The 12,910-nt window shown below is 35.7% G+C and carries 12 protein-coding genes; 2 read left to right on the top strand and 10 right to left on the bottom strand.

Annotated features, from left to right (window positions below; all coding sequences use genetic code 11):
- The 3 genes from EQG68_RS11925 to rsfS all read right to left on the bottom strand — a co-directional run bounded on the left by EQG68_RS11925 (position 1) and on the right by rsfS (position 3,072).
- Positions 1-603, bottom strand: coding sequence for an LUD domain-containing protein (locus tag EQG68_RS11925; protein ID WP_129465116.1), 603 nt, complete (start codon positions 601-603; stop codon positions 1-3).
- A 115-nt stretch (positions 604-718) separates the two neighbouring features.
- The gene (ftsH, locus tag EQG68_RS11920) at positions 719-2,674 is read right to left on the bottom strand and encodes an ATP-dependent zinc metalloprotease FtsH (RefSeq protein ID WP_129465115.1); all 1,956 of its coding nucleotides are present in this window, start codon (positions 2,672-2,674) and stop codon (positions 719-721) included.
- A 26-nt stretch (positions 2,675-2,700) separates the two neighbouring features.
- Positions 2,701-3,072, bottom strand: a complete 372-nt coding sequence (rsfS, locus tag EQG68_RS11915) for a ribosome silencing factor (RefSeq protein ID WP_129465114.1) — start codon at positions 3,070-3,072, stop codon at positions 2,701-2,703.
- 94 nt (positions 3,073-3,166) lie between these two features.
- Between rsfS and EQG68_RS11910 the strand changes: the two genes are divergently transcribed.
- Entirely contained in the window at positions 3,167-3,895 is a 729-nt protein-coding gene (locus EQG68_RS11910; RefSeq protein ID WP_129465113.1) for a biotin--[acetyl-CoA-carboxylase] ligase, read from the top strand.
- 29 nt (positions 3,896-3,924) lie between these two features.
- Here the strand turns inward: EQG68_RS11910 and EQG68_RS11905 are convergent, their stop codons facing one another.
- From EQG68_RS11905 to aroB, 5 genes are all read right to left on the bottom strand, one after another.
- Positions 3,925-4,371 (bottom strand): DNA primase, encoded by a 447-nt coding sequence (locus tag EQG68_RS11905; protein WP_129465112.1) that lies wholly within the window; start codon positions 4,369-4,371, stop codon positions 3,925-3,927.
- Between the two features lie 11 nt (positions 4,372-4,382).
- Positions 4,383-5,357 (bottom strand): deoxyhypusine synthase family protein, encoded by a 975-nt coding sequence (locus EQG68_RS11900; protein ID WP_129465111.1) that lies wholly within the window; start codon positions 5,355-5,357, stop codon positions 4,383-4,385.
- A gap of 87 nt (positions 5,358-5,444) precedes the next feature.
- Positions 5,445-6,845, bottom strand: coding sequence for an arginine decarboxylase (locus EQG68_RS11895; RefSeq protein ID WP_129465110.1), 1,401 nt, complete (start codon positions 6,843-6,845; stop codon positions 5,445-5,447).
- Positions 6,846-6,902: 57 nt separating this feature from the next.
- On the bottom strand, positions 6,903-7,082 hold the full coding sequence (locus EQG68_RS11890; protein WP_129465109.1) for a hypothetical protein: 180 nt from the start codon (positions 7,080-7,082) through the stop codon (positions 6,903-6,905).
- Between the two features lie 56 nt (positions 7,083-7,138).
- Entirely contained in the window at positions 7,139-8,206 is a 1,068-nt protein-coding gene (gene aroB, locus EQG68_RS11885) for a 3-dehydroquinate synthase (RefSeq protein WP_129465108.1), read from the bottom strand.
- Positions 8,207-8,344: 138 nt separating this feature from the next.
- Here aroB and EQG68_RS11880 point away from each other — a divergent pair, with 138 nt between their 5' ends.
- The gene (locus EQG68_RS11880) at positions 8,345-9,517 is read left to right on the top strand and encodes a proline dehydrogenase family protein (protein WP_129465107.1); all 1,173 of its coding nucleotides are present in this window, start codon (positions 8,345-8,347) and stop codon (positions 9,515-9,517) included.
- A gap of 58 nt (positions 9,518-9,575) precedes the next feature.
- Here EQG68_RS11880 and EQG68_RS11875 read toward each other — a convergent pair whose 3' ends face one another.
- Both EQG68_RS11875 and lysA read right to left on the bottom strand, forming a co-directional pair.
- Positions 9,576-10,994 (bottom strand): alkaline phosphatase, encoded by a 1,419-nt coding sequence (locus EQG68_RS11875; RefSeq protein WP_129465106.1) that lies wholly within the window; start codon positions 10,992-10,994, stop codon positions 9,576-9,578.
- Between the two features lie 265 nt (positions 10,995-11,259).
- Positions 11,260-12,465, bottom strand: coding sequence for a diaminopimelate decarboxylase (gene lysA / locus EQG68_RS11870; RefSeq protein ID WP_129465105.1), 1,206 nt, complete (start codon positions 12,463-12,465; stop codon positions 11,260-11,262).
- Positions 12,466-12,910 lie beyond the last annotated feature (445 nt).

The following is a 12,910-nucleotide window of genomic DNA, read 5'->3' as shown; positions in this document are numbered from 1 at the left end:
TTATAAATCTTCTAAAAGCAAGAGGTACAGGTTTTTAGCTGCACTTCCATAATGAAGAAAGTCTTCTTCTTTTGCTTTTTCAAAATATTTAATCGTTGTAATATTAGTAGGATAATCTTTGTCGTAGCGTCTTTTAATTTCTCTCAACCCATCACTTTTACTTTCTAAAATCTGACTGGTCGTGGCAAAAACTACAATATTAGCGGGTAATTCGTGTGGTTTGTTTTGTTTGATCTGATTAGAAGTCAACAATACCGAACCTTCATCGGCAATTAAATTTTCGCAACTGGCCAAAAGAAATTTTGGGTTGGTTGTGTTTTTATAAATCAACCTGTTTTCATCTAAAAAATGAAATAGTTTTGATTCATAACAAGTGGCTTCACATTCAAACCAATCGTTTTCTTCTAAAATATTTAAAAACTGCTCGTTAACTTCTTCTAAATTTTCACAATATAAAAACTTACCTCCATTTTTCTTAAAATTAAAGGTAAACATTTCGTCAACGGGTATTTTAGTTTCCGGATTAAATGGACTTACTTCCTTCTCCTTTTTTTCATCAGAAGCATCGTTTCCACTACCAAATAGTTTTTTAAAAAGACTCATACTTTTTTAAACAATTCTGAAATTCGTGATTGAAATCCTTCAAAGATAAAAAAAACTCAATTCAAAAGTGACTTTGGATTGAGTTTTTTGTGCTTTTTAGTAAAAAACAAGAAAATTATTCTATTCCTACCGAAATGTGACTTTCGTTTTCATAAGGTCTTTTACCGAAAATAGCTTCTAAATCATCTTTAAAAATAACTTCTTTTTCGATTAAAATATCGGCCAATTGAATTAACTTATCTTTATTTTCTTCTAATAATTTGATCGCTCTTTGGTATTGACTTTCAATTAATCCGGAAATTTCTTGATCAATGGTTACCGCCGTTTCTTCCGAATAAGGTTTTGAAAAGCTGTATTCACTTTGACCGGTAGAATCATAATAAGTGATGTTTCCTAATTTATCATTCAAGCCATAAATCGTTACCATAGCACGAGCTTGTTTGGTCACTTTTTCCAGGTCACTCAAGGCCCCGGTAGAAATGGTATCAAAAATTACTTTTTCTGCCGCTCTTCCGCCCATTGTGGCACACATTTCGTCTAACATTTGGTCCGGACGAACGATGAGTCTTTCTTCCGGTAAATACCAAGCAGCACCTAAACTTTGACCTCTTGGTACAATGGTAACTTTCACCAAGGGGGCAGCGTGTTCTAACATCCAACTCACCGTGGCATGACCTGCTTCGTGAATTGCTATCGCTCTTTTTTCAGCCGGTGTAACAATTTTATTTTTCTTTTCTAATCCTCCTACAATTCGATCTACAGCATCTAAAAAGTCTTGTTTATCTACGGCTGTTTTATTGTTACGGGCTGCAATTAAAGCCGCCTCGTTGCATACATTGGCTATGTCGGCACCGGAAAACCCGGGTGTTTGTTTGGCTAAAAAATCGGTATCCAAACCTTCAACCTTTTTTAAAGGAGCTAAATGCACTTCAAAAATCTCTTTACGCTCGCGAATATCCGGTAAGTCAACATAAATCTGACGGTCAAAACGACCTGCTCGCATCAATGCTTTGTCTAACACGTCGGCTCGGTTGGTAGCGGCTAAAACAATAACGTTGGTATTGGTTCCAAAACCATCCATTTCGGTTAGCAATTGATTGAGTGTATTTTCTCTTTCATCGTTAGAACCGGACATGTTGTTTTTTCCTCTCGCACGCCCCACAGCATCAATTTCATCAATAAATATAATTGCCGGTGATTTGTCTTTGGCTTGTTTGAATAAATCACGCACCCTTGACGCCCCCACACCCACGAACATTTCTACGAAATCAGAACCTGACAAGGAGAAGAAAGGTACTTTGGCTTCGCCCGCAACGGCTTTGGCTAATAAGGTTTTACCGGTTCCCGGAGGGCCCACCAATAAAGCACCTTTAGGTATTTTTCCTCCTAAATTGGTATATTTTTCCGGGTTTTTAAGAAATTCTACAATTTCCTGAACTTCTTCTTTTGCACCTTCTAAACCGGCAACATCTTTGAATGTTACTTTGACATCTGTTTTTTCATCGAAGAGTTTGGCTCTTGATTTGCCAATGTTAAAAATTTGTCCACCACCACCTCCGGCACCACCTCCGGACATTCTTCGCATGATGATAATCCAAATTACAATGATTAAAATGATCGGTAGAAAATTGATTAAAATGCCGGTCCAATTACTTTTTACTAAATAATTGTAATCTGACAATTTGTTTTCTTTTTTGGCTAATTCGAGTTTATCTTGAAATAATTTGTCATCACCGATATTCGGTAAAAGATAATGAGCTCCTTTGTTTTCTCTACCTAAAACGTCTTTCACAACGCCTTTGTGTTTTTTATCTTTCAGTGCTTCTTTAGTGATATAAATTTCGGCTTCACTTAAATTTTCCCCTTTGTTATAAACCAATACTTTTTCAATTTCACCATTATTGAGGTATTCATTGAACTTCGAAATAGTTAATTTTCCGGGTTCTTGGAACGAACTTCCTCCGGAAATAATACTGATAAAAATAAAAATTCCGGCCACAATAAAATAAATGAGCCAAGGATTAAATTTAAATTTATTCGGATTGGGTGTTGAATTATTTTCTTTTGACATTATAAATTTTCTTCTTTAGCAATTTTTTAAATTTTGTTTGGAATGGTGGTTATTTTGGCATCGCCCCACAGTCCTTCGATGTTATAAAATTCACGCACGTGTTTTTGAAAAACATGAACCACGATGTCTACATAATCCATTAAAACCCACTCGGCATTGTCTGTGCCTTCCACATGCCAAGGTTTATCTTTTAATTCTTTTGAAACTGTTTTTTGAACCGAGTTAACGATGGCGTTAACTTGTGTATTGGAGTTACCGTTGCAAATGATAAAATAATCACAAACAGTATTTTCGATATCTCGTAAATCTAAAATGTCGATGTCATTTCCTTTAACTTCTTCAATTCCTTTGATGATATTTACTAACAACTCATCTTTACTAACTTTCTTATTCGCCATTTACTAATTTAATATTTTCGCAAAGTTATCAAAAATTGTGATTATTTTTGAAGCTTAACACAACTTTAGAACGATTCTTATATAATTATTCTCTATGCATATCATCAAACTGAGTGCCATAAATTCGACGAATGACTTTTTAAAAGAGTTAGTAGCCCAACAAGTGGTTTCTAATTTTACAATTGTAGTGGCAGAAAGTCAACACTCCGGCAAAGGACAAATGGGTTCGGTTTGGGTTTCTGAGGTTGGTAAAAACTTGACATTTAGTATTTTAATAAAAGATTTAATTGTTGATGTGAAGCAACTCTACACGTTGAACATTGTGATTTCATTAGCGATTATTTCTGTATTAGAGCAGTATAAAATTCCGTCAGTTCGTATCAAATGGCCAAACGACATTATGTCAGGTAATCATAAAATCGGAGGTATTTTGATTGAAAACAGTTTTAAATCGGATGGGGAAGTGTTTTCAATTGTCGGAATCGGATTGAATATCAATCAAATGCACTTTGAAAATCTCCCGAATGCCTCTTCCTTAAAGCTCAAAACAGGTCAAGATTATCATTTAGAGGAAATATTACAAGAACTTTGTCTATCCATTAAACAGTTTATCTTGAAAATGAATTTTCAAACAGAATCAATTTGGAATTTATATCATCAAAAGTTGTTCAAAATAGGGGTTCCCATGGCTTTTGAAGACAAGAATGGAATGAAGTTCATGGGAATTATTCAGCAGGTTTCTCCGCAAGGATTATTGAACATTTTATTAGAGAATGATACTGTCGTTCAATTTGGTCTCAAAGAAGTAAAAATGTTGTATTAAAAAAAAGAGCCAAAGTAGGCTCTTTATATTTAATATTCATCTTCTTCTTCGTCATCGTTATCGTCTGAAGGTTCATCGTCATAATCATCGTCTTCATCGTCATCAGAACCACCGGCATCTTTTAGCGGATCAATTTCAATATCGTCATCAGAAGGTGCGTCCTCGTCTTCTTCGTCCACATCCACTTCGTCAATGTCTTCATCTAAATCGAGTCCTTTTACAGGTGCGATTGTTTCTACTTCTACATCTAAATCTTCATCCTCTTCGAAGTTTTCAATCCGAGTGGCTAGTTTTTTACTGACTTTCACCAAATAAATGGTGTCTTCCGTACGAACTTCTACCGCTTCTATCAATTCGTTTTGAGCATTTCTGAAACGGATAATGTCGGTATCCTCATAACCGTCAGGAAACTTCTCTACCAACATCGATAGAATGTCATTTGTTAATTTAGCATAGTCAACAATAATTCTTCTCATAAAAAAATCTGTTATAAATCAAGTAAGTAAGCAAATATCAAAGGGGCAACAATGGTTGCATCTGATTCAATAATAAATTTGGGTGTGGTGATGTCTAATTTTCCCCACGTGATTTTTTCATTGGGTACCGCTCCGGAATATGAACCATAACTGGTTGTGGAATCTGAAATTTGACAAAAATAACTCCAAAACGGAATATCATGCATTTCCATATCCTGATATAACATAGGTACCACGCAAATCGGGAAATCACCTGCTATTCCTCCTCCAATTTGGAAGAATCCAACCCCTTTTCCGGTTGAATTTTTCGGATACCAATCGGCCAACCACATCATGTATTCAATACCGCTTTTCATAGTGGTGGGTTTAAACTCCCCTTTGATGCAATAGGAAGCAAAAATATTCCCCATTGTGCTGTCTTCCCAACCCGGAACAACAATCGGTAAATTTTTCTCAGCCGCAGCAACCATCCAAGAATCTTTTGGGTCTATTTCGTAATATTGTTTTAAAACTCCTGAATTAATCATCTGGTACATAAATTCATGCGGAAAATAGCGTTCCCCTTTTGAATCGGCATTATGCCAAATGTCGTATAAATGCGATTGTAATCTGCGGAAAGCTTCTTCTTCTGGAATACAGGTGTCGGTTACTCTATTGTAATGATTTTCAAGTAAATCCCATTCTTCTTGCGGACTCAAATCACGGTAATTCGGAACTCTTTTATAGGAATTATGAGCGACCAAATTCATAATATCTTCTTCCAAGTTCGCTCCGGTACACGAAATGATATGCACTTTGTCTTGACGGATCATTTCGGCTAATGATTTTCCCAATTCAGCTGTACTCATCGCACCGGCTAAAGTAATCATCATTTTACCGTTTTCAAGCAAATGTTGCTCATATCCTTTGGCAGCATCTACTAATGCAGCGGCATTGAAATGAAGATAATTTTTTTCAATAAATTGACTGATAGGTCCTTTACTCATTTTATAATTCTTAAATTGTATTCGTAGTATGAAGGCTCAAAGAAAATCTTTTTTTCTGAAAAGAAAAATTCTTTTTTACCAAAAATGTTATTTTTTATCATAACCCAAAATAGAGAGAACTTGTTCGGCACTTTGCTGTTCCGAAAACACCTCGGTGGCCAAAATTCCGTTTTCATCCCGATCAATCAAAATATGTTTGGGTTGAGGAATCAAACAGTGATGTAAACCACCAAAACCACCAATGGTTTCTTGGTAAGCTCCCGTGTTGAAAAAACCAATATACAATGGTTTTTCTTTGTTGTATTTTGGTAAATAAACCGCATTCATGTTTTGTTCAGAATTGTAATAATCATCACTGTCACACGTTAATCCGCCCAACAGAACCCGCTCATAGGTGTCATTCCAACGGTTAATGGCTAGCATCACAAACCGTTTGTTGATGGCCCATGTATCCGGAAGAGTGGTTATGAAAGAGGAGTCAATCATGTTCCATTTTTCACGATCATTTTGTTGTTTTTGGTATAATACCTGATAAATCGCACCACCACTTTCACCAACCGTAAATGAACCAAATTCGGTAAAAATATTCGGCACATCTACTTCCGCTTCTTCACAAGAAATTTTGATTTGATTGATGATTTCGTCAATCATGTATTGGTAATCGTATTCAAACGCTAACGAATTTTTAATCGGGAATCCACCACCAATATTCAAACTGTCGAGGGTTGGGCATTCTTTTTTCAAGGAAACATACACTTTCATACATTTCAACAACTCATTCCAATAATAGGCTGTGTCGCGAATACCTGTATTGATAAAAAAGTGCAGCATTTTCAACTCTACTTTTTTATTTTCTTCAATTTGTTTTCTGTAAAAAGGAACAATGTTTTTATATCCAATACCTAACCGAGAGGTATAAAACTCAAATTTTGGTTCCTCTTCAGCGGCAATTCTGATTCCAATTTTGAATTTACCATCAATTTTTTCTTGCAACAAATCCAATTCCTCAAAATTATCAATCACCGGAATGGTTTTGTTGTGACCGTTGTTGATTAACCTTGCAATATTTTCGATGTATTGTTCCCGTTTAAATCCATTGCAAACGACATAGGTATTTTTATTGATTTTGCCTTCCGCCATTAAATTTTCAACTATATTGATATCAAAAGCCGAGGAAGTTTCAATATGAATGTTGTTTTTGAATGCTTCATTCATGATAAAACTAAAATGCGAACTTTTGGTGCAATAACAATAGTAATACTTCGCATCGTATTTATTTTTCTCCATCGCTTTTCTAAACCAACCTTTTGCACGGTTGATGTTATTGGAAATTTGCGGGAGATAGGTAAATTTCAATGGTGTACCATATTGTTCCACAATTTTCATCAAATCGATTTGGTGAAATTGAAGATTATCTTTATTCAAAGTGAACTCTTCTTGCGGGAAGTAGAACGTTTGGTTAATTAAGTCGAAATATTTAGTATTCATTTAGATTTCAATAATTTAGATTAAAGGTTAAATAGCACAATCAATTAATCTAAATTTTCAAACCCGAATATTCGCAAAAATAATTTGCAGTTTTTCATGAAACATTGAAGAGCATGCTGAAACATCAAAACCCAGCGTACTTTTTGGAGCCATTGATTTTTTCATAAAACGTTGAAAAATCCAATGAATACCTCTATTGTTTGCTAGTACGGTTTTTTTGTTTTGTTTGTTTTTCATTGAGGCAAATGTAAAAAATATTCTAAGCTAAATGCAAGTACTATGATAAAAAAATGTTATCTTTTATAATCGTCAAATGCTTCCATTATCCATTGGTTTTCGGCGTGTTGGTTAATTTTTATTTGACCGATTCCGTTTAAAAGTGCAAATTGCACTTTCCCGAACTCATTTTTCTTGTCGTGAATCAATAAATTCAAGATGGGTTCCATGTCCTTTTTTTCAAAAATAATCGGGCTAAAGATGGATTGGATAACGGTTTTAATCTCCATGTATTCCTCGTGTGTTATAAATTCTTTTTGTAACGAAAGATAACTTTCCAATATCATGCCTACTGCAATGGCTTCGCCGTGCAAAAGCGATGTTTTGAGCGGGTTTTCCAAAAAATAACTTTCAATGGCATGCCCTAAAGTATGTCCGAAATTCAAGGCTTTTCGAATGCCGTTTTCTGTGGGGTCTTGACTCACAATGGCATTTTTTATCTCTATGGAACGGTAAATTAATTCATCTAAATCATCCGAGGTTAAATGGTCTAAATTGCTGAATTTTTGCCAATAGTCTTTATCAAAAATGAGTCCGTGTTTCAACATTTCAGCTAAACCGGAACGCATTTCGTTTTGCGGTAAAGTTTCTAAATAAACGGTATCAATCAGTACTGCTTTAGGAGAATTAATGACTCCGATTTGGTTTTTCAAATTCCCTAAATCAACGCCGTTTTTTCCACCAATTGAGGCATCAACCATGCCTAATAGTGTAGTTGGAATGTTGATGAAATCAATCCCACGTTTGAAAGTGGAGGCCACAAATCCGCCGATATCTGTAATGACCCCTCCGCCTACATTGATGAGCAAGCTTTTTCGGTCGCCTCCCAATTCGGTGAGCGATTCCCAAAGTTGCACACAGGTTTCGATGGTTTTAAAAGCTTCGCCTGATTCAATTTCAATGATTTCAATTTCGTTTTCTGTTGCTAAAAGCGATAAAAAGTGAGGAAGGCAATTTTCATTTGTATTGGAATCAACCAAAATAAATAACTTAGAATAGTGATGTTCAATTAAAAATGCATTAAGATAAACATACGCTTCTTCGTTAAAATAGATCGAATAATCACCGGCTTGAATTGATTGCATGAAAAAGGTCTTTTAGGTAAGTTAAATCCAAAATAATTTGAATTTTTTCGGGTTTAAAAATTTAGATACAAATTAAGTCAAAAAAATTATAACATTCTCAAACACTCCGTATCTTTGCTACATTATTTTCAACAAATCATGGAAAAAATCTTTGATAACACACAAATTGCTTTTTCGTTAAAAAGTGATACTGAATTAGATAGAGCCTATTTTTTATTTAAAATGATAGATAGCGAGCCTCTCGTTCGTATTGGCACGGCGGTAACTAATTTTGCTCTCAAAGCTCATTTACCGGTAGAAGGATTAATCAGAGCATCGGTTTTTGACCATTTTTGTGGCGGTGTGAGTGAAGATGATTGCATGCCGGTGATGGAAAAAATGTTTACTAAAGGCGTTTGTTCTGTGTTGGATTATTCCGTGGAAGGCAAAGAAGACGAAATTGAATTTGATGCTGCCATGAAAAAAACACTTAAAATCATTGAGTTTGCCAAAGAAAAGAAAGCCATTCCTTTTGCCGTTTTTAAACCTACAGGTTTTGGACGATTTGATTTGTATAAAAAAATAGGAAAGAAAAAACCGCTCACTTTTGAAGAGCATGCCGAATGGAATAGAGTAGTGGCTCGCTACGAAGCTGTTTGCCAATTTGCCCATGAAAAAGAGGTGGCTCTTTTGATTGATGGCGAAGAAAGTTGGATGCAAGATGCTGCCGATGATTTGGTTGCACAAATGATGAAAAAATACAATAAGGAAAAAGCCATTGTTTTTAATACGTTGCAAATGTACCGTTGGGATCGATTGGATTATTTAAAAAAATTGCACGAGCAAGCCAAAGCGGAAGGTTTTTATATTGGGATGAAACTCGTTCGTGGTGCCTACATGGAAAAAGAAAACAAACGTGCGGAAGAAAAAGGATATCCTTCACCTATTTGTGAATCAAAGCAAGCGACCGATGAAAATTATGATGCTGCCGTAGCCTATATGGTGGAGAACATTGACAAAATGGCCATATTTGCCGGAACACACAATGAGTTGAGTTCCTATAAATTAATGGAATTGATGGCTCAAAAAGGTTTGGCTACAAATGATAACAGAATCTGGTTCGGACAATTATACGGGATGAGCGATAACATCAGTTATAATTTAGCGGCCAATGGCTACAATGTGGCCAAATATTTGCCTTTCGGACCGGTTCGTGATGTGATGCCGTACCTAATTCGGCGTGCAGAAGAAAATACTTCCGTAGCCGGACAAACCAGTCGGGAGTTGATGTTAATTAAGAAAGAACGAGAAAGAAGAAAAATAGAAAGTTAAACAAAAAACACCGCTTTGAAGCGGTGTTTTTTTTTGTGAATTAATAATGTAATTAACCTTAAAATGTATTTTCCACTTCTGCTGCTTCCAGCATAAAGTAATGTAAATCGGTATTTTTAATAAACGGTTTTAACTTTTCACTTCCGGGTCCAAACATGGCTAATTCAGTATAATCAGCCGAGTGATCCATACTAATCCATCCTACGGATGTTCTGCTTTTCTGCATTTCGGAGAAGGTTTTGAATGGTAGGTTTTTGTAGTTGTATAATCCATCGTCTTTTTTTTCAAGATTGGAATAGTAACTCAAAATGGTGCGGGCTTCGTCATCCGTTAAGGCAAAACCATTGGCAAATTCAATTCGTTCTTTAATCTGTGCCAACGTAGTTTGTGCTGTAAAACCGTTTAAAATCCATTCATTTGTATGTTTAAACTGTTGAACGTTATCAAACTGATCATTCACATTCTTACCATAAATTAATCCGGGATTCGCGTTTCCGTGGTCGGTGGTGATAATGACTAATGTTTCTTTATCTTTTTCAGCAAAATCGATGGCAGTTTTTACGGCTTCATCAAAAGCCACTTGGTCATACAACAATCCGGCAATATCGTTGGCATGAGCCGCCCAATCTACTTTTCCGGCTTCCACTTGCAACACAAAACCGTTTTTATGACTTTTCATTCGGTCAATGGCTTTTTGTGTCATCTCAGCTAAAGTGGGAATCGTATTGCCTAAATCTTTGATGTTTTCACGGTCAATCGAGTAGGGAAGTCCGTCTTCAAAAAACACACCTAAAATTGGTTTATCATGCGAGGTAGAAAGCATTTCACTTCGTGTTTTCACTACTTGATATCCTTTGGATTGAAAAGCAGTATACAAATCTTTTTTATCTTTTCTGGAATTAGGGTCAAAATACTGTTGACCACCTCCCATCAGTACATCAAAATTCAAATTCAGGTAACTTTCAGCAATATCGGCTTGACTGTTTCTACTTTTACTATTTACACAAAATCCGGCCGGAGTGGCGTGTGTTATCGGAACAGTGGTCACACATCCTGCCATTTTTCCTGCTTTTTTGAACTTTTGCCAAATGGGTAAATATTCTTCTCCGTTTATGCCAACATTTAACGCACCGTTTTTTACACGAAACCCACTTCCCCATGAAGAACTGGCTGCCGCCGAATCCGTGACGATGGAAGAAGCCGAAGCCATGTCCATCAAGGCACGAGCGACCTTGTTTTCTCGGTATAAATTCAACCAATTGGAACCTTTTCCGATTTTTCTGTTGAGATAAATATCGGCCATATTTAGGGTGCCGGAACTCATTCCGTCACTCACTAATACAATGATGTTTTTGGCTTTTTTTCCTTTTTGAGCGGCTGCTACATCCGGTGATAAAAGCAAGGATTCTAGCGGATTAGCCAAAGCAGCACCCAATGTAACCATTGAGCCGTTTTTGAAAAAATTCCTTCTGTTCATGTGCACTATAATTTGGTCAAATATAAAAAATACTCCGAAGCAAACTGTTAATTAATCATTAATTCACAGCCATAAAAAAAAGCCGGAAAGCAGTTTCCGACTTTTTAGGCAGTTAGTTAGTAAATTTTTAATGAACCACATAGAAACATAGTTTTTGTTGTTTTTCAAGGCGTTTCACTTTGTGAGAGAGAATCATAGCCGTTAGGCTATCACTCTCTTTTTTCTATGTTTCTATGTGGTTTAGTATTGGATAAGATGGTTATATCTAAAACGTGATTTCAATCTGATTGCGAAGAATATCCTCAAATGTTTCCCGTTCACGAATCAAATGTCCTTTTCCTTCGTACCAAAGTACTTCGGCCGGACGGAAGCGTGAATTATAGTTAGAAGCCATCGAAAAGCAATAGGCTCCGGCATTGCGAAAACACAAAATATCACCTTCTTTTATTTCTGAAATTCTGCGGTTATTGGCGAATGTATCGGTTTCGCAGATATAACCGACCACCGAATAAAAACGTTCTTTTCCTTTGGGGTTGGAAATGTTTTCAATGTGGTGATACGAACCGTACAACATCGGACGAATCAAATGATTAAATCCGCTATCGATGCCGGCGAAAACAGTAGAAGTCGTTTGTTTGACCACATTGACTTTCGCTAAAAAATAACCGGATTCGCTTACTAAAAACTTGCCCGGCTCAAATGCCAAGGTTAACGGACGACCATATTCCGCTTGGAATTGGTTAAAGCGTTTCGATAATTTTATACCCAATTCTTCTACATTGGTTTCGATGTCGTCTTTTTTATAGGGTACTTTGAATCCGCTACCAAAATCGATAAAATCTAAGGTTTTGAAATGCTTGGCGGTATCAAATAGAATCTCAGCGGCATACAAAAACACTTCAATATCCAAAATATCAGAACCGGTATGCATGTGAATACCGTTGATATGCATGTCCGTATTCTCAATTATTCGCAACAAATGCGGCAATTGATGTATGGAAATCCCGAATTTACTATCGATATGCCCCACTGAAATGTTCGTGTTTCCACCTGCCATCACGTGTGGATTAATGCGTATGCATACCGGTACATTTGGATGTTTTGTCCCAAATTGTTCCAAAATCGATAAATTATCAATGTTGATTTGTACGCCTAATGATGCCACTTCTTCTATCTCATCTAATGAAACACCATTCGGAGTGAAAATGATGGTAGGTGGAGCAAATCCTGCTTTTAATCCCAGTTGCACTTCCTGTATAGAAACGGTATCCAAACCGGCTCCTAATTGATGGAACAATTTTAAGATGGATACATTCGATAATGCTTTAACAGCATAATTAATCTGCAACCGTTCTACTTTTGAAAACGCAGTGGTTAATCGATGGTATTGTTGACTGATTTTATCAGCATCATATACAAATAGGGGACTCCCAAATTGAGTGGCGGATTGCAATAACTGTTCCGTTTTCATGCTCTTTTTTCGGCAAAAGTAAAGGATGGTATAAGCAAAAGCAATTTAATGATTGAATAAAACAAAAAACAACAAAATGTTATATTTATAACAATCTCAAATTGTGGTTTTATTAGACATAGTTTTTATTTATTCTGATTTTTCTTCTTATTAGACAGCTACTAAACTTGGAATTAAACATTTAAAAGTATATTCCTAAACCTCTTCGGTTTTTTTTGAGTGAAAAAATGAATTGAAAACTATTAATTATTTTCATTTTAGAACAAACTAAAAATTCCAATTAAGACACTTTTTAAAGAGATTATGATTACGAATATTTTTTTAAGATGGACTAATATTTATTATGTTCCAACGCATATTGGTTCGTTGATTTATTTTTTTCATCGTTAAAGTACTTTTGTTAATTAAACAATGCTGAACCTTTTTTTAAACTTAAAATTTAAAT

The sequence above is a fragment of the Flavobacterium piscinae genome, assembly GCF_004122145.1.
Lineage (GTDB): Bacteria > Bacteroidota > Bacteroidia > Flavobacteriales > Flavobacteriaceae > Flavobacterium > Flavobacterium piscinae.
This window is presented reverse-complemented; position numbering and strand designations above follow the sequence as displayed.